The 23,618-nt window shown below is 55.7% G+C and carries 25 protein-coding genes, 2 tRNA genes and 1 other RNA gene; 25 read left to right on the top strand and 3 right to left on the bottom strand.

Annotated elements, in window-relative coordinates:
* Window positions 1-89: 89 nt before the first annotated feature.
* Window positions 90-1,322: a hypothetical protein gene (locus DVDV_RS04265; protein ID WP_075353465.1), complete on the bottom strand. Its 1,233-nt coding sequence runs from the start codon at window positions 1,320-1,322 to the stop codon at window positions 90-92.
* A 124-nt stretch (window positions 1,323-1,446) separates the two neighbouring features.
* Here DVDV_RS04265 and panC point away from each other — a divergent pair, with 124 nt between their 5' ends.
* From panC to DVDV_RS04195, 13 genes are all read left to right on the top strand, one after another.
* On the top strand, window positions 1,447-2,310 hold the full coding sequence (panC, locus tag DVDV_RS04260; RefSeq protein WP_075353464.1) for a pantoate--beta-alanine ligase: 864 nt from the start codon (window positions 1,447-1,449) through the stop codon (window positions 2,308-2,310).
* Window positions 2,311-2,446: 136 nt separating this feature from the next.
* On the top strand, window positions 2,447-3,616 hold the full coding sequence (gene metK, locus DVDV_RS04255) for a methionine adenosyltransferase (RefSeq protein WP_075353463.1): 1,170 nt from the start codon (window positions 2,447-2,449) through the stop codon (window positions 3,614-3,616).
* A 64-nt stretch (window positions 3,617-3,680) separates the two neighbouring features.
* Window positions 3,681-4,175 (top strand): DUF721 domain-containing protein, encoded by a 495-nt coding sequence (locus tag DVDV_RS04250; protein WP_075353462.1) that lies wholly within the window; start codon window positions 3,681-3,683, stop codon window positions 4,173-4,175.
* Between the two features lie 40 nt (window positions 4,176-4,215).
* Window positions 4,216-4,560 carry a hypothetical protein gene (locus tag DVDV_RS04245; protein ID WP_075353461.1) on the top strand — a complete coding sequence of 115 codons (345 nt, stop codon included), beginning with the start codon at window positions 4,216-4,218 and terminating at the stop codon, window positions 4,558-4,560.
* A gap of 75 nt (window positions 4,561-4,635) precedes the next feature.
* Window positions 4,636-4,709: transfer RNA gene (locus tag DVDV_RS04240), tRNA-Gln, on the top strand.
* 12 nt (window positions 4,710-4,721) lie between these two features.
* A tRNA-Glu gene (locus DVDV_RS04235) sits at window positions 4,722-4,799 on the top strand.
* Window positions 4,800-5,189: 390 nt separating this feature from the next.
* Entirely contained in the window at window positions 5,190-5,498 is a 309-nt protein-coding gene (locus DVDV_RS04225; protein WP_075353459.1) for a hypothetical protein, read from the top strand.
* Window positions 5,495-5,992 carry a hypothetical protein gene (locus DVDV_RS22105; RefSeq protein WP_139311520.1) on the top strand — a complete coding sequence of 166 codons (498 nt, stop codon included), beginning with the start codon at window positions 5,495-5,497 and terminating at the stop codon, window positions 5,990-5,992. The genes DVDV_RS04225 and DVDV_RS22105 overlap by 4 nt, the downstream gene beginning before the upstream one ends.
* Window positions 5,993-6,188: 196 nt before the next feature.
* Window positions 6,189-6,254: hammerhead ribozyme type II (locus tag DVDV_RS04215), an RNA gene on the top strand.
* A 215-nt stretch (window positions 6,255-6,469) separates the two neighbouring features.
* Window positions 6,470-7,597 carry a helix-turn-helix domain-containing protein gene (locus DVDV_RS04210; RefSeq protein WP_075353457.1) on the top strand — a complete coding sequence of 376 codons (1,128 nt, stop codon included), beginning with the start codon at window positions 6,470-6,472 and terminating at the stop codon, window positions 7,595-7,597.
* Between the two features lie 363 nt (window positions 7,598-7,960).
* Window positions 7,961-8,845, top strand: a complete 885-nt coding sequence (locus DVDV_RS04205; protein WP_075353456.1) for a Rha family transcriptional regulator — start codon at window positions 7,961-7,963, stop codon at window positions 8,843-8,845.
* A 21-nt stretch (window positions 8,846-8,866) separates the two neighbouring features.
* Window positions 8,867-9,607 carry a conjugal transfer protein TraL gene (locus DVDV_RS04200; protein WP_075353455.1) on the top strand — a complete coding sequence of 247 codons (741 nt, stop codon included), beginning with the start codon at window positions 8,867-8,869 and terminating at the stop codon, window positions 9,605-9,607.
* Window positions 9,607-10,029, top strand: coding sequence for a hypothetical protein (locus DVDV_RS04195; RefSeq protein ID WP_075353454.1), 423 nt, complete (start codon window positions 9,607-9,609; stop codon window positions 10,027-10,029). Before DVDV_RS04200 ends, DVDV_RS04195 begins: the two co-directional genes overlap by 1 nt.
* 162 nt (window positions 10,030-10,191) lie before the next feature.
* Here DVDV_RS04195 and DVDV_RS04190 read toward each other — a convergent pair whose 3' ends face one another.
* Window positions 10,192-10,695: a hypothetical protein gene (locus DVDV_RS04190; RefSeq protein WP_139311519.1), complete on the bottom strand. Its 504-nt coding sequence runs from the start codon at window positions 10,693-10,695 to the stop codon at window positions 10,192-10,194.
* A gap of 83 nt (window positions 10,696-10,778) precedes the next feature.
* Here DVDV_RS04190 and trbB point away from each other — a divergent pair, with 83 nt between their 5' ends.
* From trbB to trbJ, 5 genes are read left to right on the top strand one after another with little or no spacing between them, the layout of a single operon-like run.
* Complete coding sequence (gene trbB / locus DVDV_RS04185; RefSeq protein WP_075353452.1) at window positions 10,779-11,783, top strand: P-type conjugative transfer ATPase TrbB; 1,005 nt, start codon at window positions 10,779-10,781, stop codon at window positions 11,781-11,783.
* Window positions 11,776-12,090, top strand: a complete 315-nt coding sequence (locus DVDV_RS04180; protein WP_075353451.1) for a TrbC/VirB2 family protein — start codon at window positions 11,776-11,778, stop codon at window positions 12,088-12,090. Before trbB ends, DVDV_RS04180 begins: the two co-directional genes overlap by 8 nt.
* 1 nt (window position 12,091) lies before the next feature.
* Window positions 12,092-12,370, top strand: coding sequence for a conjugal transfer protein TrbD (gene trbD / locus DVDV_RS04175; RefSeq protein WP_075353450.1), 279 nt, complete (start codon window positions 12,092-12,094; stop codon window positions 12,368-12,370).
* Window positions 12,370-14,790, top strand: coding sequence for a conjugal transfer protein TrbE (locus tag DVDV_RS04170; RefSeq protein WP_075353449.1), 2,421 nt, complete (start codon window positions 12,370-12,372; stop codon window positions 14,788-14,790). The genes trbD and DVDV_RS04170 overlap by 1 nt, the downstream gene beginning before the upstream one ends.
* Window positions 14,791-14,800: 10 nt before the next feature.
* Window positions 14,801-15,622 (top strand): P-type conjugative transfer protein TrbJ, encoded by an 822-nt coding sequence (gene trbJ, locus DVDV_RS04165; RefSeq protein WP_175577060.1) that lies wholly within the window; start codon window positions 14,801-14,803, stop codon window positions 15,620-15,622.
* On the opposite strand, the gene DVDV_RS22665 is transcribed toward trbJ, so the two are convergent.
* Entirely contained in the window at window positions 15,619-15,849 is a 231-nt protein-coding gene (locus DVDV_RS22665) for a hypothetical protein (protein WP_075353448.1), read from the bottom strand. The genes trbJ and DVDV_RS22665 overlap by 4 nt on opposite strands.
* Here DVDV_RS22665 and trbL point away from each other — a divergent pair.
* From trbL to pilP, 7 genes are all read left to right on the top strand, one after another.
* The gene (trbL, locus tag DVDV_RS04155) at window positions 15,833-17,002 is read left to right on the top strand and encodes a P-type conjugative transfer protein TrbL (RefSeq protein ID WP_075353447.1); all 1,170 of its coding nucleotides are present in this window, start codon (window positions 15,833-15,835) and stop codon (window positions 17,000-17,002) included. The genes DVDV_RS22665 and trbL overlap by 17 nt on opposite strands.
* 71 nt (window positions 17,003-17,073) lie before the next feature.
* On the top strand, window positions 17,074-17,793 hold the full coding sequence (locus tag DVDV_RS04150) for a type IV secretion system protein (protein WP_075353446.1): 720 nt from the start codon (window positions 17,074-17,076) through the stop codon (window positions 17,791-17,793).
* A gap of 24 nt (window positions 17,794-17,817) precedes the next feature.
* Complete coding sequence (gene trbG / locus DVDV_RS04145; RefSeq protein ID WP_254845240.1) at window positions 17,818-18,735, top strand: P-type conjugative transfer protein TrbG; 918 nt, start codon at window positions 17,818-17,820, stop codon at window positions 18,733-18,735.
* Window positions 18,736-18,743: 8 nt separating this feature from the next.
* The gene (locus DVDV_RS23755; RefSeq protein WP_139311518.1) at window positions 18,744-20,102 is read left to right on the top strand and encodes a TcpQ domain-containing protein; all 1,359 of its coding nucleotides are present in this window, start codon (window positions 18,744-18,746) and stop codon (window positions 20,100-20,102) included.
* Window position 20,103: 1 nt separating this feature from the next.
* Window positions 20,104-21,729, top strand: coding sequence for a pilus assembly protein (locus DVDV_RS04135; protein WP_254845239.1), 1,626 nt, complete (start codon window positions 20,104-20,106; stop codon window positions 21,727-21,729).
* Complete coding sequence (pilO2, locus tag DVDV_RS04130; RefSeq protein ID WP_075353444.1) at window positions 21,729-22,844, top strand: type 4b pilus protein PilO2; 1,116 nt, start codon at window positions 21,729-21,731, stop codon at window positions 22,842-22,844. Before DVDV_RS04135 ends, pilO2 begins: the two co-directional genes overlap by 1 nt.
* 123 nt (window positions 22,845-22,967) lie before the next feature.
* The gene (gene pilP / locus DVDV_RS22100; RefSeq protein ID WP_175577059.1) at window positions 22,968-23,615 is read left to right on the top strand and encodes a type IV pilus biogenesis protein PilP; all 648 of its coding nucleotides are present in this window, start codon (window positions 22,968-22,970) and stop codon (window positions 23,613-23,615) included.
* Window positions 23,616-23,618: the final 3 nt, after the last annotated feature.

Here is a 23,618-nt window from a genome sequence, read left to right as displayed (position 1 = left end):
GGGATGATCCCCCCCCGGCAGGGTCCGGGACAGCGTCCCGGCGGGGTCTGGGGCAGCGCCCCAGCGGGGTCTGGGGCAGCGCCCCAGATTTACTGACCGCGCAGGCCTTCGCGCAGTTGCACGACGGTCCAGCCGGCTTTCTTGAGATTTTTTGCGGCCAGGGGGCTGACTTCGCCGGTGACGACGAGCTTTTTGGTTTTCGCACCCTGGGCTTTGGCGGCGTCGCCGAGGACCTGGGCGATATCGGCCACGGTGGGTGTCCAGGCCAGGTAATCGAGGGGGAAGGCGGCGATGACGCCGTTATTGGCTGTTGTGCCCACGAGGAATTTGCCGGCGTAGATGAAGCTTTTGATGGGGTCGGTGGTGGCGTTTAAGTTGGCATAGAGTTCGGCCATGCGGGTGCGGAAAAAGGCCAGGTCGTCGTTATCGGTGAGGATGGAGAATTTGATGAAATTGGGGCGGCCGGCCACGCCTGTCATGCTGTCGAGGGCCAGGACGAGCCGGGTCTGGGTGATGGGATCGAAGTGGGCGTTGTCGACGAACAGGTCGGCCTGTTCGGTATTGGCCCCCATGGCTTTGAGCCGTTCGCGGTTGGAGGCGAAGAGGTCTTCGGGGGGGATGGACACGTCCACGGCGCTTTGGGGGGTGATTCTGGCATTGTTGAAGACGGCCAGGGCGGCGCCGCCGGGGATGGCGGCCGTGGCGGCAAAGGAGCCGAAGAAGCCGGCTCCGGCCAGGCGTTTGAGGCCGGCCTGGAGGATGGGGTTGGCGGAGTAGGGGTTGACGTTGAAGGCTTTGGCGTAGTCGCGTTTGGCCTTGTTGTAGCCGAGCAGTTCGGCAACGGTGCCGTCGTCGCTTTTGGGCCGGTCGCTTTTGGCGCTGGCCTGGGCGCGGGAGAAGGATTTGCCCACGCTTGAGAGGCTGTCGGACGGGTGGACGATCAGGTTGAATGCGCCGGTGACGGCTCCGGCCGCGGATTTGGCCACGGATTTGCCCATTTCCGCGCCCACGTTGACCTGGGCCATGGCGGCGGCGGCGTTCAGCTCCTGGATGCGGGTATAGAGCAGGGCGGTGGATTCCACGCGCAGGTCGCCTTTGGGCGAGTGCAGGGTGTAGGTATTGATATAGCCGTCGTTGTCGACCTTCTCATCCACGCTGTGGTTGGGACCGACGAGCACGCCATCGGGCAGGAGGCTTGTGGCCGACAGGACGGGCGGCTTTTCGGTGGCGTCGGCCGGCGCGGGTTTGGCGGCGAGGGCGAGGCTTGGCAGCAGGCACAGCACTGCGGCGAGGGTGGCGGCTGGCAGTCGGAAAGCGGGCATGGGCGGCTCCTTGGGGGGTGGAATTGGGCGACAGCGTACGCCCATGGGGCGCAATTGTCATGGCCGGCTTTACAGTCCGGGAGCGCAGTATTAGATGACGCTGGAACCGAGAAGGAGGCTTTTTTTGGAAATCATCACGGAACCGTCGGTCCTTGGCGAGCGGGCCAGGGAGTGGATGCGGGCTGGTCGGTCGGTGGGTTTTGCGCCCACCATGGGCTCTTTGCACGCCGGCCATGCCAGCCTCATGGCCCTGGCCCGGGAGCGGACCGAGGTGGTTGTGGCCAGTGTGTTCGTCAATCCGACGCAGTTCGGTCCGGGCGAGGATCTGGACGCCTATCCGCGCGATCTTGAGCACGACGTCGCGTTGGCCGAGAGGGTGGGGGTGGATGTGTTGTTTGCGCCCCGGCCCGAGGCCATGTATGCGCCTGAGGCCGCCACCTGGGTGGAGGTGCCGCGGCTGGCCCGGCATCTGTGCGGCGCGTCGCGGCCGACCCATTTCCGGGGCGTGTGCACGGTGGTTTCCAAGTTGTTTCTGCTGGTTCGCCCGACACTGGCGGTGTTTGGCCAGAAGGACTGGCAGCAGCTGGCTATAATTCGGCGCATGAATGCCGACCTGGGCTTTGGCGTGGAGATTGTCGGCGCGCCCATTGTCCGTGAGGCCGACGGGTTGGCCCTGTCCTCGCGCAATGTGCGCCTGACGCCGGCTGAGCGGACCGAGGCCGTGGGCATCAGCCGGGGGCTGGCTTTGGCCGGGGAACTGGTGCAGCGCGGCGAGCGCGACGCCGAATGCATTGTGGCTGAAGTCCGGGCGCGGTATGCAGCGGACATGCCGTCCGGTGTTGTGGATTATTTGGAGTGCGTTGATCCGGCCACCATAGAACCGGTCGCGACCATTGCCGGGCCGGTACTTTTCGCGGCGGCAGTGAAATTTTCTGCGGTCCGGCTTATCGACAACCGGTATGTAGACATGCCGGTGGCGTCACGGTAACGTCATGCGCCCCATCTTGCCTTTTTTGCGGTGACGGGGTAGTAGGGCAAATTTCTGAATACGATGATGTACATATTTTGCATATTGAGCTAGGCGCCGCCACAGGCAAGCGGCCGGCTCAAGGAGGATATCCTGTATGATCAATGCCAAGGGCCGGTACCTTTTCAGCTCCGAATCCGTGACCGAAGGGCATCCTGACAAGGTTGCCGACCAGATTTCCGACGGCATCCTGGATGCCATCCTGGCCCAGGATCCGGACGCGCATGTGGCCTGCGAGACCCTGGTCACCACCGGTCTGGCCTTCATTGCCGGCGAAATCACCACCAATGCCTATGCCGACTTCCCGTCCATCGTCCGCGAGACGCTCAAAGAGATCGGCTACAACAGCTCGACCATGGGTTTTGACTGGGAAACCTGCGGCGTCATTTCCTCGGTGGGCAAGCAGTCCGTGGACATCGCCCAGGGCGTTTCCCGGGTGAAGCCTGAAGAGCAGGGCGCCGGCGACCAGGGCATGATGTTCGGGTTTGCCTGTGACGAGACCGAGACGCTCATGCCCGCTCCCATTTACTGGGCGCATAAGCTGTCGCGGCGTCTGTCCGAGGTGCGCAAGACCAATGTGCTCGATTTCCTGCGCCCCGACGGCAAGACCCAGGTGGCGGTGGAGTATGTGGACGGCAAGCCCGTGCGCATCGACAACGTGGTGGTGGCCTGCCAACATTCTGAAGCCATCTCCCACGACGACCTGTGCGAAGCGGTGAAAAAGGAAGTCATCTTCCACACCCTGCCCGAGTCGATGGTGGACAAGAACACCAAGATCTACATCAACACCACCGGCCGGTTCGTCATCGGCGGCCCCATGGGCGACTGCGGCCTGACCGGCCGCAAGATCATCCAGGACACCTACGGCGGCATGGGCAACCATGGCGGCGGCGCGTTCTCCGGCAAGGACCCATCCAAGGTGGACCGTTCCGGCGCGTACATGGCCCGGTATGTGGCCAAGAACATGGTGGCCAGCGGCGCGTGCTCGCGTTGCGAAGTCCAGATCGCCTATTGCATCGGCGTGGCCGAGCCGCTGTCGGTGCTGGTGACCTCCATGGGTTCGAGCGACATTCCCGACGAGGTGCTGACCAAGGCCGTGCGCCAGGTCTTTGACCTGCGCCCCTACTACATCTCCAAGCGTCTGGACCTCAAGCGCCCGATCTACACGCCGACCTCGTGCTACGGCCATTTCGGCCGCGAACTGCCCGGGTTCACCTGGGAAGTGACCGATGCGGCCGGCGACCTGCGCACGGCGCTTAAGATCTAAAGACCGCTGCGGCTGGCAACGGCCCGCTCTGACAGGGCGGGCCGTCGCCGGACAAGGACAAAATATGTTGCGCCGCCTGTCGGAAAGCGTCGAGCGGTTCATGGCCGCCCAGGAAGCGTCGGCCCGGCGCAATTTCGTGGAGGTCTGCCGCCGCTGGTCCGAGATCGTCGGGCCCGAGACGGCAGAACTGCTGCGTCCGCTGGGACATAAGCGTCGCGACCTGTATCTTGGGGCGGACGATCCGGTGGCGCTCCAGGAGATGCTTTTCGCGGCTCCGGAAATTTTATCGCTGGTCAATGCCGCTTTGGGGAACGAAGCCTTTGACAGAGTGCGGTTTGATCTGCTAGGAGGCCGGGTTCCTTTGGATGCGTTGCGGGCGATCCCGCCGCGTTTTTCCACGCCCGCAGAGACACGGCCGGACCGGCTTGGCGGGCTGACGGGAGTGCTTGATCCGAACTCGCCGGTCGGTCGCTGTTACGCCAAGTATGTTGCGTATTTCGATTCCGGGCCAGGTCCGTCCGGCGCACGTCGCCGGGGACGCCGCACGAAGGCGGGCTAGGCAGACCACAATGGTGGGATAAATTTTTTTGGAGGCGAATATGAGCGACGGGATGCAACTTGATCTGAAGAAGCCCTTGGACAAGATGACGGCCAAGGAATTGCGTGAGCTGGTGCTCAAGCAGGTTCCGCAGGTGACGGGCGCTTCGGGCCTGGGCAAGGACGAGCTTCTGGTGCAGATCAAGGCAGCGCTTGGCATGGGCGGCGAGGACGGAGTGAAGACGTCTCCGTACAAGACGAAGATTTTGTCGATGAAGCAGAAGATGCGCGCGCTTCGCACGAAGCGCACGGATGTGGCTGGCGATGGTTCCCGCAAGCAGAAGGAAATTCTGCGTCGCCAGATCAACAAGCTGAAGAAGCGTACGCGTCGTCTGGCCAAGGCCTAGTGGTCTGGCTGAAAAAGTTTGAGAAAGTTCTTGACAGTGACGGGATGAGAGCATAGGCTGCGCTTTCTTGGTTGCTGGGGGATCGTCTAGCGGCAGGACTGTGGACTCTGACTCCACCAACCTAGGTTCGAATCCTAGTCCCCCAGCCAAGAATTGACAACGTCCCCATCGTCTAGCCTGGTCCAGGACATCGGCCTTTCACGCCGGTAACAGGGGTTCAAATCCCCTTGGGGACGCCAAGCAAATTCAAGGCGTCAAGCACCCGCGATAGCGGGGTCTTGACGCCTTTCCTTTTTTCTTCCCGCTCTTTCGACATGTCCCTCCGGCCCGTGGCTGTGCTGCTGCACGTCACGGGTTTTTTTGTTGTTGAACCCCACCCCTCGCTATGGCCGTCCCGCAAGGGCGGGACGGCCGGGATTTTGGCCAAGTCGTCCGGCAAGCTCGCGGAGGGTATTTCCGCCTTGCCTTGCTTCGGCCAGGTCCCAGCCGATCTCGGCGCGCCCATTGGCGCGCCAGGTGCGGGCGTCAGCCACGCTAACATGGCTCCCCTCGTTCAATCATCCATAAAGCAAACCATGCAAAGGCCGCTCCGAGATCGTGAAATCTCAGAGGGGCCTTCAGGAGGCCGTATGCTGGCCAGCTTGGCGCATACCCGTCGTGACGAGTCGCGAAGCAGCATTGATGAGCACAACGCTTGGATACTGACTAATGCCAAGCCCTACACCAGCACGGTGGAAAGTCTTGCCCGGGAGTGTGGACAGTCCGTCCAGGGGTTAAAGGCCCACCTGCGAGAGCTGGAGGATAAGAAGCTGATCTCGGTGACCTGGCATTTTGATGGCCGGATCACCTTTGTCCTGCTTCCCATTGGCCCGGCCGCTTCCCGTCCCAAGAACCTTCGAAACCCGAGAAAGACCAAGCGTCTTCATCGGAAAAGATGATGTTTCGTAACCTGGTCCCCTGGTTTTGGAAGAAGCGGTCATATGATTCGCTTGATTCAGCTATAGCTCCATTGGTCAATAAAATGAATGGAACTGGTGCTGTTCGAACTATTGCGTCATGTCATGGCCACATTTGTAACGGTAGGCCATATGTATATTTTGAAGCGCCTGTGGAAGTTGCAGCGGCTATTGAACAGCGCCTTAGGAATGCTGATTCTCTAGGAGAATCTTGGCGTTGTAATTTTTGGACAGTAGAGGGAAGTTTTCGTGAAGATTGCGATGGTACAGGAGAGTATAAAATAGCATTTACCCTCCATTCTCCAAATCATGATGAAAATTACTGGAAAATATTTTGGTCATTATGGGCATACTGGGTGATGCGTAAAAAGCTTGATGCTGAATTACTTGCGTTGTCCAAGGTGATTGAAGAAGCCATATTGTTGAAGCTCAGGAAGAGCTTCGAACCAGATGTAAAATCCAGCAATGATCAATAATATTATGCCAAATAGTCTGCGAAATTTGCGATGTAGTGCTTGTTTCCCTGTGGGGTCGGTTGTTTTGCAGTTGACACATTCCTTCGCATCGGTTGCGACATCGTGTCCACAGACAACGCAGTTCACGAGTTTAGCGGGCATCGTAACGTCTCCTTATGAGTTGAAGTGGGATAAGACGAAGTATGAAACCTTCACAAGGCGAAACCGCCCTTCGGGGCGGTCGGTCGGGCGTGGTGTCCCGCCCCTGATGAGCCAGCCGCTCTTCAACCTTGTCCACGGAGAATCGCCGTTGGCGTAAACCAGTAGGCCGAAAAAGGCGAAACCCGCTGCGCCAACAGCGGGTTTCAATACCAGCTCGGTGTTGCCACCGACCAGTAAGGTCTGAATGGCAATACTACTACCCTAAGGGGAACGCACCGTCAAGGTTGCGCTGCTATGTTATTGCCTTTTTCGTGTCCCTTGTAAGGTCATGAAATCATGGAAGTTTGCGGAATTATTCTGACAAAGGGACTTGTCGTTCCAAGTTTTTTTGAAAACCTCGAAAAGCAAGAGATCTCCCTGGGGGCCAGATGCGCGTATGGCGTGTTGGCCCAGTTGTCAGGGAAATCGGATCACTGCTGGCCATCACAAAAGTATCTGGCGGAACGCCTCGGTGTCAGCATCCGCACAATTCAAAAGTACCTCAAAGAGCTGGCCCGCTTAGGATTTATCGTCATCCTTGGCGGGCATGACGGCGAGACCAATACCTATCGCCTCCTGCCGCATCCGGTGGTCGTGGCCGCCCTGCGCCGCTGCGCAGCAAATAACTCCCCGGCCCATACAGAAGCCCAGGCCGCTTCCTGCGACACCCCCGCAATAATTGCGCAAGGGGGCTGCGCAAAAACTGCGCCCGTATTTAAGAAAGAAGAAAAGAATACCCCCCTTACCCCCCAACAGGGGGAGGAGGGGGCGCGGTCCGCTCGCTCCACTGCCTGGAAGCCGGAGGCGATCGCGGCCTTTGATCGCGTGTGGGCCGTCTGGCCCGTCCAGGAAGCCCGCAAGGCGGCTCTGCGTTGGTGGATGCGCTTGTGGCGGCTTCGCAGCTTGCCCACCCTCGATAACATCCTGGCTGCCGTCAGGGCGCACATAGCCCAAAATCCCAGGTGGAAACGGGGATTTGTCCCCTTTCTGGTGACTTGGCTCAAGGGGCGACGCTGGGAAGATGCAGCCCCGGTTCAACCGGCTCTTTCCGAATCGAAAGTCCTCTCCACTCCTGACGAATCAGCCTCGGCCAAGATCGGGTCAAAGACTGTTGGACTCCAAGGAGGAAAAGGCGAGGCAGCCACCTCGAACGCTGCCTGTTCGCCTGTCCCTGCTGGAGTTTGGCAGCAGCTCGATGCCGTTTTGGGTGTCTGGCCAGGGGAACTGACCGAAGCCCAGCTTTCCCACGTGCGAGGCACGTGGCGTTATCTGTATTCCCAGGGTCAGTTGCCTGCCCAGGAAACTCTTTTGCAAATCGCGCGCGCGGCAACAAACAACTTTAGCAGGTGGCTCCATGTCTTCCAGCAAAGGCAAAATTCAAAATCCCAAGAAATATGTGCGGCGTCGTGGTGTTGCACGCATTGATGTTATTGCGAACAGAGCGATCATAGAGAAATGGCTTGATGATCAGTTTAATGCTGAAGCGATTTATTATGGGCTAATATCAAATAAATTGATTGGCGAATCGTATTCATACAGGACTTTTTGAGAGCGCTGTATGATTTGATTCCTAAATCACGTGCTAATATATCTCGGCCTTCAAAAACACGAGATACATCAGTGCTTGTTGATGAGTCTTCAGAGAAGACTGAAATAGAATCTCCAAGGCACACTGAAGAGGTAATCCTTCCTAAAAAAGAAATACAAGGCCCAAGAAATGTTGTCGTGAAGACCAATGTGCAAACATTTGCAATTCCGTCAAACAATATAACAGGGGATGATGACTAGATGGCCACAGACGTCAGGACGGGAAAAAGCTCTCGGGACAAGGGTGAGGTTGAGATTGCCCTCGTGGACGGGATGCCTGTCGTTTCCAGCCTGAAGGTGGCCGAACATTTCCGCAAACGGCATGACGATGTTTTGAAGGCGATCAGAAATATTTCTGGGGGGTTGCCTGAAGATTTTTGTGCCCGCAATTTTGCGGAGACATCCGTTGAGGTCGCTCAACCTAATGGTGGGGTCCGGACCCTGCCTGCTTTTGACCTGACTCGTGATGCCTTTGCGCTCGTCATCATGGGGTTTACTGGCTCCAAAGCATTGGCCTGGAAAATTCGTTATATCGAAGCGTTTAACGCCATGGAAAAGAATATTCTGCATCAATTAAAAAGCAATACTCAACAAGAATTAGATGCAGCTAACGAAGAGAATAAGCAACAGTTTCAATTCAAGCAATGGGAGTCGATTGATGATGAAAAGCTTAAAGGCATTATTGGATGGCTAAATTATTGGTGTAAGATTGATAATCTAGAATTTGATGAAGCTGTAAAGCAACTATGCACAGTTCTTCAGGTCAATAATTTGCAAGAAATACAAGAAGAAGACACTGTGTACATTTATAATTTTATTTGGTGCTCATTGTTCAAAATAAGAAATAAATCTGGTGTTGAGTTAACTAAAGAACAGCAAGCTGCGTTTAATGGAATTTTATTATTCTGGGAAAAGTGTATAGGTGAAAGTAGTGAAAACATCATATCATTCATATGCACGAAGTGTAATATTAAATCATTTAGTGAAATAAGGCAGCATTCTCTTGATAAAGCTCTTAATGCGGCACTGCTTGGCATATTCCGTCATATTTTTTGTAATTTGAGTGACAAGGTTTATAAGATTTAGTTTTCTCTAGGAGGCTTTTCAATGGCGACAATTCATTTTGTTTTGCAAGGAAAAGGCGGTGTTGGGAAATCATTCATCGCCAGCCTGCTCGTGCAGTATCTCAAACTGAAGGGTTGCGCGGTCGATGCCATCGACACCGATCCCGTCAACAACACTCTTGCCGGTTACAAAGAATTCGATGTCAGCATCTTGCCCATCTTGCGAGAGAACAACGTCGATCCGCGCATGTTCGACAGCTTGATGGAAACCGCCCTGGGGCTGCCTGAGGACGCCCATCTCGTCATCGACAACGGCGCATCGAGCTTCATTCCCCTTTGCTCCTACCTCCTCGAAAACGAGGCCATCAATCTGCTTCAGGCCGAGGGGCACACCGTCATGCTGCATTCCGTGGTGACCGGTGGCCAGGGGATCATGGACACGGTCAACGGTCTGGCTGCTCTGGCCAAGTACTTCCCCGAGGCCCATCTGGCTGTCTGGCTCAATCCCAAGGATGGCGAGATCGCTCTGGACGGCCTGACCTTCTACGACTTCAAGGTCTACAAGGAGTATGGCAGCCAGTTCCACTCCGTGATCGAGCTGCCCCACCGCAACACGGCTACCTTCGGCAAAGACCTCTCCGACCACTTGGCCCGGCGTCTGTCGTTCGACGCGGCCATTAATTCCTCGCAGCCCATCATGGTCCGGCGTCGGCTCAGCAAATACTGGGATGACGTGGTGGCCATCATGGACCGGGCCAACCTCCTCCTGGGGGTGGCGGCGTAATGGCTCCCGAATCAGAAACCCGCGATGAGGCCCCGGGCCAGGCAATGCCGGACGGCATCGGCCTGAGCTTCGACCAGGTGCGGACCCTGCTGATCCAGGCGCACAAAACCACCATGAGCGATGACGACCCCATGCTCATGCTGGTGACCATCAACAACGCTTTTTTAGGCGAATACGACAAGCTGCTCGACCGTCATAACGAGGCCCTGACCGCCTTCCTCGTGGATCAAGCGCATGAATACCTGGAAGTGGCCCGGGTCGCGGCGGAGGCCGCCTCTGGTGTCGGCGTCATCCAAGAGACCTGCCGGAAGCATTCGGCTGCGGTGAACGTGTGCCAGGGGAACATGAAATGGCTGGCAGCGATCACAGCCATTTCGGCGCTGCTCAACGTGGCGGTTTTTGTCGGTGGAGCATTGCGATGATTGGCGTCAGCTTTGAAGAAGATAAACTGCTATTGTTAAATTTAGCTTGGGAGACACATGATGAGTGATGCGAAATTAAAATACATTGCAGTGGTTGAAGAATGCCTTCAAAAAGATCGTTTCCCCCTGGTTTTTGGCGAACTAAGAGGGGGTGATGGACAGCTAATGAAGGATGCTGTCTTCTCCAATATACGGAGTTCTGGCAATTGCGAAAAATCGTTCGACACAATCGAGCATCTTAAAGACAAGGTAATCGCTGATAATAAATGATCGTGAGCTTTTGTCCTTGTGTGTCACAAGCATTGTAATTCCATCGGGCAGTTCAGTGTATGCAATGTTTATAACTGATCTAGAGTCGGTGCAATTTAAATCGGAGTTTTTGGGCTCTGGCAAGAATTTGCCAAACACCAAAGAGCTGATAGCGATATTTGCTTTTTTTTCTGGGAGTTCAGCGTCTGTAACGGAGCGCACTCTTTTTTCTTTGAATGTTAAGAATAATTCCATCTGCTTTTCAAGTGTCCCGAGAAACACATGGATAACAGCTTCTTTTTTGGCCTCCGTGACGAAACGAAATGCCAAGCCCACGGGAGCGGTTTTGATGGTCAGAATAGTAGCGACAAAGCTGACAACCAACAAATCATCACTGGAGTGAATGTGTGTTTTCATAAGCATTTTCAAATACGTGCCAGGTTGTGGTCCGTCAAGGCTTCGATGGGATCACATACGGTTATCTCCCCGGGAGTCCTTCAATGAGTGACCCCCGTCTGATCCGCAGTCTGGAGCAAGCCATGGGCAGCATGGTCCTCGGCGCTCTCCAGGCTCCCGACGTCCTGGAGATTATGCTCAACCCGTGTGGCCTCCTGTGGCTGGAACGCTTTGGGGAACCCATGCGCCAGGTGGGCAACCTTTCGCCTGAGCAGGGTCGCCAGGTTGTCTCCCTTGTCGCCTCCTCCCTCGGGACAACCATCACCCGGGAGCAGCCCGTGGTAGAGGGCGAGTTCCCTATCGACGGGAGCCGCTTCGAAGGGACCGACTTCCCGATCGTCCCTGGACCGTCATTTACGATCCGCAAAAAGCCCAGCACGATTTTCACCCTCGAAAACTATGTCGAAAAGGGCATCCTCCCTCCGAGCCTCCTGCCTTTTTTACATCAGGCGATCCTGCGCAAGTGCAACATCCTTGTGGTTGGCGGGACTGGCTCCGGGAAAACTACTCTCGTCAATGCCATGATCGAGGCGCTCTCTCGCCTGTGCCCTGATGACCGAATTGTTGCTATGGAGGATACCTGCGAACTCCAGGTGTCCAGCCCAAACCGGGTGATGTTCCGGACCTGTGACACCATGGACATGCAGCGCCTGACCAAGATCACCATGCGCTACCGGCCCGACCGAATCCTCGTTGGCGAGGTCCGCGACGGCGCTGCGCTCGATCTCCTCAAAGCCTGGAACACCGGCCACCCTGGCGGCATCGCCACGCTGCACGCCGACAGCGCCTTAGACGCCCTCGGCCGCCTGGAAGACCTGGTCGCCGAACGCCTGACCGCTCCGATGCACCGGCTGATCAGCCGAGCCATCAACGTGATCGTCTTCATTCGCAAGACTCCCGAGGGTCGGCAAATCTCAGAAGTCGCTTTCGTTCATGGTTATGACTCTTCAAGCCATACATATAATCTTGAATACGTCTTCAAGAGCAATATGAGCTTGGATCAAGGTAAGTGGTATCAAGAATATATCAAAGGAGATTGCGATGCGTAAGAAGGATGTTTGTTTCGTTTTGGCTGCGGCTTTTGTTTTGATGACCTGTTCGGATGCCCTGGCTTCCGGCGGCATTTCCGAATTCTCGTCGCCTCTGGAAAAAGTGGTGCAAACGATCACCGGTTCCGCCGGAAAGTGGATTTCCATTACCGCCATGGCTATCTGTGGCGCGGTTTACATTTTCAACAAGGAGGACATCTCCGGCGGCTTTAAGCTTCTTCTGTCCGTTGTTTTCGGCATTTCTTTCATAGCCTTCGCAACGAACATCGTTGAATCCGTTTTCTCCTTCAGCGGCGCGATAATCTAACATGAGAACGCTCCCTATCCATCAGTCTTTGCACCGACACAATCACGTGATGGGTGCTGAACGGGAAATCGCACTATGCATCTGCCTGTTTGCCATGCTTGTCGGCGTAGGTGGCATGACCTGGATTTCAGGACTTGCGGCGGTGCTGTTTTATGGAGGGGGGCTTCTTGTCGCCAGGAGGATGGCCAAGGCTGACCCGATCATGAGCAAGGTCTGGATGCGCCATATCAAACAACAGCTCTACTACCCTGCTAAAGCCAGCATTTGGAGGAGAAACTGATGCTCAATCTGCGCAAGTTCCGCTCCCGCGCACGTGGCGTCTCTGACCTGTTGCCCTATGCGGCCCTCATTGCCCCGGGCATCGTGCTTTGCAAAGACGGGACGTTTCTGGCGGGATTTGTCGCGCATGGGCAGGACACAGCATCCAGTACCGCCGACGAATTGGCCTTTGTTTCCGCCCAGTTCAACAACGCGGTGAAACTCCTGGGCTCCGGCTGGATGCTGCATGTGGATGCGGTGCGCAGCATCCACCATGCCTATTCCCGGCCAGAGGACAGCCACTTTCCCGACCCCGTCTCGCAGCTCATCGATGACGAGCGCCGTGACTTTTTCAGCGGCGGCGTTTGCTATCGAACAAAGACCGTCGTCATCCTGAGTTTCAAGCCGAACTTCGGCGCTGAAAAGATGACTGCCGCCGCCAAGACCGGCGGCGGCAGCTCCACCGCTTTGGAGCGCAGCCTGGAACTCTTTCAGAATACCCTGCTTGAGTTCGAGGATGCCCTTTCGGCGGTCCTGCACCTGAAACGGCTCGCGGACTATACCGAAGTGGACGAAAGCGGCTCCTCGGCGCGCTACAGCGAGCTGCTATCTCATCTCCAGCTGTGCCTGACGGGCATTGAGCAGCCCGTCCAGATTCCGGATACGCCCATGTACCTGGACGCTCTTCTCGGCTGTGAGGAGCTGATCGGCGGTTTGACGCCCCGGATCGGCGACCAGCACATCGCGGTCATCAGCATTGACGGCCTGCCTCAGGAGAGTTGGCCGGCCATGCTTTCGGTCCTGGACGGCTTGCAGCTCCAGTATCGGTTTTCTTCCCGGTTCATCTGCCTGGATCAGTTGGACGCTCAAAAAGAGATCACATCGTACAGGAAGGGGTGGGAGCAAAACGTTTTTCGGTTCATCGACAAATACTTCAACTTGCCCAACGCGCGCCCGAACATGGACGCGTCCAACATGGTCAATGACGCTGGCGATGCGCTCATGGAGGTCCAGGGTGGTTATGTCGGGGCCGGATTTTTGAGCGCCTGCATTGTGCTGCTCCATGAGGACCAGGTCGTCCTGCAGGACTGGGCTCGCGAACTCCGCCGGGCGATCCTCACGCTTGGCTTTGGCTGCCGAATCGAAACCATCAACGCCCTAGACGCCTGGCTCGGCACGCACCCCGGCAACTGGTTCGCTAATCTCCGCAGGCCCCTCATCAACACCTTGAACCTTGCCGATCTGCTTCCCCTATCCAGCATCTGGGCGGGCGAGCGGAATAGTCCTTGTCCGTTTTATCCGGCTGAGTCTCCGGCCCTCATGGTGTGCACGACCGACGGTTCCACCCCGTTTTGGTTCAACCTGCACGTGAGAGACGTCGGGCACACGCTGATCTTCGGTCCCATCGGCGCAGGCAAATCAACGCTTCTCGCTCTGATCGCGGCACAGTTCCGCCGGTATGACCAGGCCCAGGTTTTCGCCTTTGATAAGGGCATGTCGATGTTCGCCCTCTGCGAAGCCGTGGGTGGCACCCACTACGATGTCGGCGGCAGTGACGCGCTGTCGTTTGCCCCATTGCAGCGCATAGACGATCCCGCCGAACTGGCCTGGGCCGAAGAGTGGGTGGGCACTCTCCTGGAGCTACAGGGAACCCCGGTCACTCCTCGGGATCGCAATGAAATCCACAAGGCCATGAGCCTGCTGTGCACCAGCCCGGTCGGGATGCGCAGCCTCACCGATTTCGTGAACCTGCTCCAGGATCAACGCCTGAAGGAGGGGCTCCAGCACTACACCCGGGCCGGAGCCATGGGCTACCTGCTCGATGCCGAGACCGATCAGCTTGGCCTTTCGCCCTTCATGGTTTTCGAGATCGAGGATCTCATGAATCTGGGCGACAAGAACCTGATCCCTGTGCTGCTCTACCTCTTCCACCGGATTGAGAAAGCCCTCACCGGGCAGCCAGTCCTGTTGGTCCTGGATGAGGCCTGGCTCATGCTCGGGCATCCCGTCTTCCGCGCCAAAATCCGCGAATGGCTCAAGGTCTTACGAAAGGCCAATTGCGCCGTGGTGATGGCCACGCAAAGTCTTTCCGACGCCAAAAACTCCGGGATACTGGATGTGTTGGTGGAATCCTGCCAGACAAAGGTCTTTTTGCCGAACATCACGGCACGCCAGGAAGTGCAGTCTGAATTGTACCAGCAGATGGGCCTGAACAACAAGCAGATAGAAATCATTGCTTCGGCTACGCCAAAGCGTGATTACTACGTTGTTACGCCATACGGAAGAAGACTAATACAATTAGCCTTGCAAAAAGCAGAACTCGCTTTTGTAGGTATTAGCGACAAGGAAAACATCTCAAGAATAAAAGAACTCAAGAGAGAATACGGCACCGATTGGCCTCGGGTATGGGTTGCAGAGCAAAACCAAAAACGTGCCGCATAAGGAGCCTATTGTGAAAATTTCGTCTTTATCCAGTGCTTGTATTTGTTCTTTTTTGACGATTCTCGTTTTCTCAAGTCCGTTAAGCGCTCAATATGTTGTGCATTGTACAAACTGTAGCGATACTTTTACACAGTCGCTTGAGCGAGTGACGAATCTTGAAAAACTACAACAAGTCTACAAGCAAGTTACAGAGGCGATTAAGCAGACAGAGCAACAAATTGAGCTTGTTCAAAAGAATATAGATCAGTTGGAAAACATGGTCAAAAACACAGTCAGTCTCCCAGATAAAATCAGGACGAAGATACTTGGGACATTCCAAAAGCTGTCGTCTCTGTCGCAATCATTGAACCTGCAAAGAGGTGACGCCTCTGCGCTGAGCCAGATTTTTAGCAGCACGTATGCCGGAACAGGCACTATTCGGGACCTGGCCAAGTCCACCAGGGAGACGATGGAATCGGCTGCCGGCACCTTCGATGAGATGCGCAAGAAGTGGTCCGATGAAGTGGATCGCTCGCAGCAGGCGGCTTTTCAAGAATCCGGAATGCAAATCCAAGACCTCGAACAAAAGGCCACTGAACTGGAGGGCCAGCTCAATGACCTTTTGACGACGCCAGACGGACAAATGAAGGCACTTGAGGCCGGAAATCAGCTTGCAACGATGCAACTTCAGGAAGCTCAAAAGCTCCGTTCCCTCCTTTCTATCTCTGTTCAAGCCAATATTCAAAAAACAATGAAAGACGAAAAAATTAGCCAAGCAGGTCAGGATGCATGGAAAGAGTCATTGTCAACAAGTAAGCTTAAAGATTGCACTTCAAAGCAGGACCCTTTTTAAAACGGGTCTTGCTTTGAGACAGCCTTTTTTAATTTATCTGTGCTGTAAATTTTTTCACGGAGTTCTTTTTGGGTCGCCTCTTGTTCGGCGTCACGTTTTAATTTTTCGACTTCAAGGCGAGTACGCTCTGTTTCAAGCTTGGCCTGTTCAGATTCACAACCCTGAAGAATGAAAAGGGAGCTAAGGCCTATAATGAGAACGAGAACGACTGTGATCATTCGCTTCATGTGGATTGTCTCCTTTGTTGTTTTGGTTATTTCCATGGCTTCAGCTTGTGACGCTTTTGCACAATCTGGAGTGTCGACAGATGTTGTCAATAAAATTGTTACAGTTTTCTATGAAAAGTCTACTGCGTGGAGTAATTCACTCCAGAAGTACGCCCTTAGTGTGTATAGAATTTGTGCAATATTAACGATTTCAATGTTTGGTGTCAAGGCTGTTCTTAACAGACATCAGCTTGGAGAAGTGCTTGGCCAATTTGTTATGACTTTATTGTTTTGCGGGTTTATCCTTGCCGTAATCAATCATTATCAAGAATGGTCTTGGAATGTAATCAATGGACTGAAAAATATAGCAAGCGAACTTGGTCCAAGTAGTGTTAATGCAGATCAGCCTCTTGTGACAGGATACAATTTATCTAAGTCTATAATAGATAAAATTGCTTTATTCAGCAATCCCATAGACAGCCTTGGTTATGTCATTGGTGCTCTGGTCGTGATAATAACATTCGCCCTTATGACAGCACAAGTTGTATTGATTAAATGTGAAGCCGCTCTAGTTATGAATGCGAGCATGATTTTACTAGGCCTAGGTGGTGCGTCATTTTTTAAAGAATATGCAATTAATGTGATGCGATATGTTTTGTCGGTAGCTTTTAAGCTGTTTGTTATGCAGCTTGTTATGGGTCTTGGTATACAATTCATTCAGGACATGTCTCTCGCTGAAGCTAAATTAGAAGATATTATTATTGTAATAGGCGTCTCTGTTGTTTTGTTTGCTTTGGTGAAAAGCCTACCCGACGCCATTGCCGGTGTCATTAATGGTTCCAACGTAAGTAGCGGGTCAGCCCTTAGCCAAGCTGGAGCGGCATTAGCCGGCGGCGCGGCTGCCGCTGTGGGCGGAGCCATTGGCGGGGCCGCTGGTACGTGGGGAGCGAGCCAAGCGGTAAAAAAGGCTGCTCAGACTGCCAACGCCTCAGACGGATCATTCATGGGCAAGATGGGCACGTTCGGAAAAACCCTCGCAGATTCACATAGGGATTCCCGGTTTGATCGTCGAAAAGCCGGTCATTTTGCACATATGTCCCAAAATGCAGGCAGGCGACTCAAGGAAATGAAGATGAACAAGATGTCGAGCGGTGACAAAGGGGAAGGCGAATAAATCTATTGAAGTAGAAAAGAAGAAAGCACGAAAATACTAAAAAACGAAAGGAAGTAAGGGAGAATAGCCGAATGCTTCGTAAACCGAAATCAACAACCGACACACTCGGTCGAGGCGTCCCAGCCGGGGACCCCTATGTGTCCGGCCGCGAGGAGTGGCTTGAGCGTTACGGCAGCTACATCCAGCGGGCTCGCCAATGGCGCATGGCTGCTTTCGGCTGCCTTGTTGTCGCTGCCGTGGCTGTCGCCGGCAATGTAATCCAGGCCAGCCAACACAAAGTGGTCCCCTACATTGTTGAGGTCGACAAGTTGGGCAGGATCGCGGCCGTCGAACGCGCCTCGGACGCATCGGTCACCCCAACGCGGGTCATTCAGGCGACTCTTTCGGATTTCGTCATTAACTGGCGCAGCGTGACCGCCGATCTCGATTTGCAAAAACGAATGCTTGAACGCCTTTCTTTCGTAGCTACTGGGGCAGCGAAGGGACAAATGAGGCAATGGTACGAGACAAACAATCCCTATGAGCGTGCCAAGGATAAGTTGGTCCAAGTCTATATCAAAAGTGTTCCTTCTCAAGTGAGTACTGATTCCTGGAGAGTTGAATGGGATGAAATAACGCGGAACCATTCTGGTGTACAAATTGCGAGTGAAACGTACCAAGCGACCTTGACTATACAAATCCAGCCGCCTTCGTCTGATGCCCAAATTATTCGTAACCCTGGCGGCGTCTACGTGACGGCCATGTCCAGCTCCACAGTCATGGAGCCTGCCCCTTCAACCTCCAGGAAGTAGGTGGATGCTGCAATGAGAAATTTGTTGTACACGGTTCTGTTTTTGACCGTGCTCCTTGGCTCGCAGGCCGGCGCTGAGGAAAAACCCAAGGGATGGATTCCTGAAGACTATAAAATGGAGGGGATGGGCACAAAGGGCGAGGAGGGGACAAAGCCAAAATCCTTGCCTCCTTTGGAGTACATCAGTCCCAATGTACCTCTTTCCACTCGTGATAAAAAATCCGTCCAAATGGTTAAAGACTGGGAAGGCACAACCCCAGCTCCGATTCAGGCCAATGGCAAGATCATGTTCACCTATGGCGTGTCCTCGCCTACGGTGATCGGCGCTCCGCTCCAGATTTGCGACGTCGAACTCCAGCCAGGCGAGACAGTCAATGAAGTGATCGTCGGCGACTCCGCCCGGTGGATGCTGGAAATCGCCAAATCCGGCAACACGGCGCACATCCTTATCAAGCCCGTGGACGCGGGACTCTCCACCAGCGCGGTGATTACCACGGATCGCCGGGCCTACCATCTCACACTGAAAAGCCAGCAGGCCGGGCATACCCCTCAGGTGGCCTTTCTTTACCCTGGCGACAACGTCACACGACTTCGCGAGAAGGAGGCCAAGGACGCCAAGGAAAAGGAGTTCAAAACGGCTGAGGTCGATGGCCAGACCAAGGACATGAGCCAACTGAACTTCGGGTACGAGATCAGCGGTGACGCCCCTTGGAAGCCGTTGCAGGTGTTCGACGACGGCCGACAAATGTTCATCAAGTTGCCGGCGGCGGTCCAATCCAGTGATGCCCCGGTGGTCCTGGTCCGAAACGGCGGCCAGGACACCTTGGCCAACTTCCGGATGAAAAACTTGACCCTGCTCGTAGACGGGGTCTTTCCCGAGGCAAAGCTGATCTCCGGCGTGGGCAGCAAACAACAACGCGTCACCATCCGGAAAGCGAAGTGAGGTTGGTGATGCGAAGCACCTTCTTACTTCTTGTTGTCCTGGCCCTTCTTCCCGGGTGCGCCATGCACGGGGCGCGCGTCGATACCGGCGGCATGACGGCCTATGACGGCGTAAGTGCCGATTTCCCTGGTGATGCCCAAGCCTTGGCCGCCTCGGCCGCTGAGGAGATGGCCCATCGCTATCCGCCGGCACGAACCACCTTGGCGTTGGTTAAGACGAATTCCACCTTCGGCCAGGACCTGGAATCTGCTTTGCGGGAGCAAGGCTTTCCCATTGCCGCTCCAGACGCATCCGGCGTGCGCGTAGCGTACACCCTGGATGTCATCCGCGATGAGACGCCTTCCAACTGCTATTTACGTGTCCAGACATCGGATGGAACTGCTTTTGGAACACTGCGCGTTTTGACTGGTGAACCCCGACGACTCGCGCGAGAAGTGACTCCCTCCGAGAGAATGGCTTCGGCCTCGGCTTCGGCTCCGGAGCCGCGTTCTCTCCATGATGTGCCTCCTGCGATTGCGCCGGCCCCTCAGCCGAAACCGGTGATGCCGTCCAAAATTGAGCGCAAGACTCGGATTGTGCACCGCAAAAGCACGGCCGCCAGACTCGCCAAGTACTACAAGATTTCCGTGGATGAGTTCTGCCGCCTCAACAACGTGTCCCCGGACACGGATATTCCTGCTGGGCGGCGGGTGGTGATCCATGAGCCTGTGATGGGCAAGCAACCGTATGCGATGAGTCAGCCTGCGGAGGTTCATCCAGTTCCTGGGTCTGCCTTGCCCTCTGCGTCCGTCACGCCTGTTTCCCGGCTGATTGCTGATGGCCAAAAGAGCGTTACCCCCACAACACAGCCTGCGCCGGCCCCTTCAGCCTCGCCTACGCCGGCACCTGTCAGCCAGCCGGCACCGGCACCCGCAGTTCAGCCTACGCCTGCACCTGCTGCCCGGCCTACGCCGGCCCCTTCAGCCCCGCCTACGTCGGCACCTCTGCCGACACCTGTTGCACAACCTGCGCCAGCCCCCGCAGCTCAACCTGAGCCGCCTCAGGCTGCTCAACCAGCTTCGACGCAAGGTGCCCAGCCTGCGCAGGGGCAAGTGAGCCAGCCGTCAGCGCCGCCGGTCCTTCCCACCCCCAGGTGGGATGTCGCCCCTGGGAGTTTGCGCACTCAACTCGAACACTGGGCGATACGCGCCCATTATCAGCTGATCTGGAAAGCCCAGCATGATTTCGATTTGGAGGCCCGGGCCGGTTTCGAAGGGGATTTCGAGACGGCCATTAAAAATCTGTTTGCGGGGCTGCACCGGAGTGGCCATGCCCTGCGGGTCACGCTCTACCGGGGCAACAATGTCCTCGAAGTTGCGGAGGATTAAGATGTTTAAGACGAAATATGTTTTTCTTCTTTTCGTTTTAGCACTCACCGTTGGCGGCTGCGCTAAAACGACCCCTCAAGTGGACCCCGTCGAACGCCAAGGGGAACAGTTCCGGGAGCAAAGCCGATCGCGCACCGTGGAAGTGGTGGAGACCCCCTATCTGGGGGCGAAGGCTACGATGCTTCGCTCGACGGCCTCAAACCCAATTCTCAATAAACGGGTGATGCTTCGCCGTAAGGGTACCCTGACCAGCATTGCGGCAGCCATCAGTGAGCTTTCCTCGCTGTCGGTCCAGGTCGCAGCGGATCAGGATGAGGCCAAGAAATCCACCGACCATCCTCCTGTTCCCCCGGCTTCAGCCCCTGCTGCCCCATCGGGAGAACAGGGTGTGAATCTGGAACTGGAAGCCCTGCTGAAGGGAGGTGGGAACGGTGGAAGTGGCGTTTCCGTCGCTGGGTATGGCGGAGGCAAGGTTCTCAATGTCTCCTACGAGGGTCCTCTGCGTGGCCTGCTCGATCAGGTGGCCGCGCTATCGGGGTACGGGTGGGATTTCGATGAGAACAATAACAGTGTCACCTTCGCTCATATGCTCGTGCGTACCTACACCATTTTGGGAGCACCTGGGAAAGTGACCTATGAAAACAAGCTGACTAATAAATCCAAGGAAAACAGTTCGCCCGGCATCAGCAATTCCTTGGTGAGTCAGCCTGTTTCCCGGGAGGATACCAGCGCACAGACGTCGCAAACATCGGGGACCACCCTGACTTTCGACGTGTGGGCGGACACGGAAAAAGCTGTGAAGGCCTTGCTCACTCCCAAGGGTGTGGTGGTCGTCAACCAGGCCGCCGGCACGATCACCGTCCGTGACATTCCAGAGAGCGTTCGGCGGGTGGGTACCTACATAGACGAGCTCAATACCCGCCTGTCTCGGCAGGTGGCTCTGACGGTCCGGGTCTGGTCTCTCAAACTGACCGACGACGCCGAAATCGGCTTCAACATCCAGACGCTTTTCCAAAATGCCAATGTTTCCGATGTGGCCCTCTCGGCCGGCAGCATAAGCGGGATCGGGAGCATCAACACGGCCACGGCAACCATTGTTTCCGGGCGGCTCAAGGATTCGTCGGCTGTTCTCAAAGCCCTCCGCCAATGGGGGAAAGCAACTCAGGTCACGTCTGCCGGTGGACTGGTGATGAGCAACCAGCCCGTTCCGGTCTTAGCCATTGAGCGGCGCGCCTATCTGGCTGGCGTGGGCAAGTCCACGAATGACTACAGTCAGACAACGGAAATCACTCCAGGCGAGGTCACTACGGGTTTTGCTATGACCGTTATACCTCACATACTGGATCAACGCCGCGTGATACTGCAATACAATATCAATATCTCAGCTCTCGATGAGATGAAAGAACTGACGACATCAGACGTAACTGTCGAATTGCCTCAGACTTCAACGCGAGCGTTATCCCAGCGGTCAGCCATGAAAATGGGACAAACTCTCGTTCTCTGCGGATTCGAAAAAGAATCCACCACAACGGATAATGCTTTGGGAATTACCAAGACCTCTCATTCCGGGAATTATGGGCGGTCGTTGCTGGTCATTACCATCGAAGTGGAATCGGCGGAACTGTAATGCGCCGGGTTGTCATCAATAAACGCCATTGGGCTGTTGGTCTCCAATGGTTCACCAGCAACGCCAAGCAGAGCGAGCCCGACCTGCGGCGAGAGGCAGGGAAGCTCGACCATGCTCTGGACATGGTTGCTTACCGCCAGCGCCAGTACGGGTTCGCTGTCAGTGGCGGATCAGTGCGCGACTGGCTTGGGGTTCGCGCCTTGGCGGCTGCGGTACGCATTACCTCACCGTCTTTTCTGGGCCTTTTTTGTCTTGCGGATCAGGATGGTGAGTTCTGGTGGGTGTTCGCCACATCCCAGTCGCTGATCGTGGGCATGGGTGACCAGGTCTTCCCGACCCGCATTGAGGCCAATGAATGGATTCAGTCGCTCAAAGGGCTGCTCGACAGCGATTTCGCAGAAACGGTTTCCTGCGAGACCGTGGACGAAAGCCTTCATTGGCTCACGCCTCTTATCAGCGCGGGGCCGTTCAGCCGTTTCCGGGGCCGCAACGGTTATTTGCAGCCCCTACAACCGCTGCCGGGGCAACGGCGCAAGCTGGCGGCCATGTGCGGTGTGGCGGCAGTGCTGCTGCTGGGCGGCTACGGGTTCAAAAAATTCCTGGATCATCAGGCGGGCAAACGGGCCATGGAGGCTGCCCGGATCGCCATGGCCAACACGGAACAGCATAAACAGGAGCTTTTGGCGCATCCGGAACGTTATTTCCAGCAGCCATGGATCACGGCCCCGGCCGTTGATGAACTTGTTTCGCGTGGCGTTGCGGCCCTGTTGAGATTGCCCATGGCTGCCTCGGGGTGGGTCCTGGAACGCGCGGTCTTTGACGGGCTGGGGGTGGTTGTCACCTGGGGGCACAGGCCCGGCGCTGATTACGTGCATTTGCCACTTTCAGCTCGAATTGAGTCCCCGCACAAGGCGATTTCTCGCCTCCCGGTCTCCGGGCACCGTGTGATGCGCCCTGTTGAGTCGTTGCTTCCACGAGAGGAATGCACCCGCCTGTTGTACCAAGGTACGCAACTCATGGGTGCCCATCTGCGGCTCACGTACAATAATCCAGAAAAAAGCGTGTTGATAATGTTGAAATTACTGCCCCCTGGATGCGTGGCCAGTGGGAGGTGAGTGAGATTCCGTCTGCAATGCTCGAAGATGCGGCACTGCCAAAAGTATTTTCCTGCATCCCTGGCATCATGCTCGAATCAATTGCGTTTGAAAAAAACGTCTGGGTCATCAAAGGGGCTGTTTATGTCGCAGCAAAGTAGTCGAAAACTTTGGATAGTTGGGTGCGTTACGGCGACTGTGGTCCTGGTGTTTGTTGGCGTCTTGATAATTCGGAGTTGGCAGGAACCTCAGCTTCCTTCCCCCCCTGCTTCTGCCCCTAAAACCCCGGCAAAAATCCAAACAAAGGAAGTTGCCTCGCGAGCCGGTGCGGTGCCGGCTTCAGCGCCCAAGGAGAGCAAGGAGGGCGAGGCCTCAGGCATCGAAATGCAGCCTGTTGCCGTCAAGGAAGCAGGTGCCATCACCGTACCACAATCCGGGAATTTGGGACGCATGACCGAACTGCGGGCCGATCTCGAAGAAATGAAGGTGATGGTCGCGATTGAGCAGGAAAAGGAAAAGCTGACTTCCAAAAAAATCACACCCGCGCCTCAGCCCCAGGTGATTTTGCCTGAACCTCCCAAACCGGTGGTTAAGCCGAAAGAGGCTTCCCCGGTTGTCATCTCCATCCAGGGGGTGGACGGCCACGCCAGCGCCACGATCCGGTCCAGCTCTGGCAGTCTCGTGACTGTGCGCCCCGGTGACAAGTTCGGCGGTGGTGTCATCACCGCTGTCAATCGCACCGGTGTGTTGGTCCGGCGCGGTAATTCATCAACTACACTGGCTTTTGAGTAGGTC

The sequence above is a fragment of the Desulfovibrio sp. DV genome (assembly GCF_001936595.1).
Classification (GTDB): domain Bacteria; phylum Desulfobacterota; class Desulfovibrionia; order Desulfovibrionales; family Desulfovibrionaceae; genus Solidesulfovibrio.
This window is presented reverse-complemented; position numbering and strand designations above follow the sequence as displayed.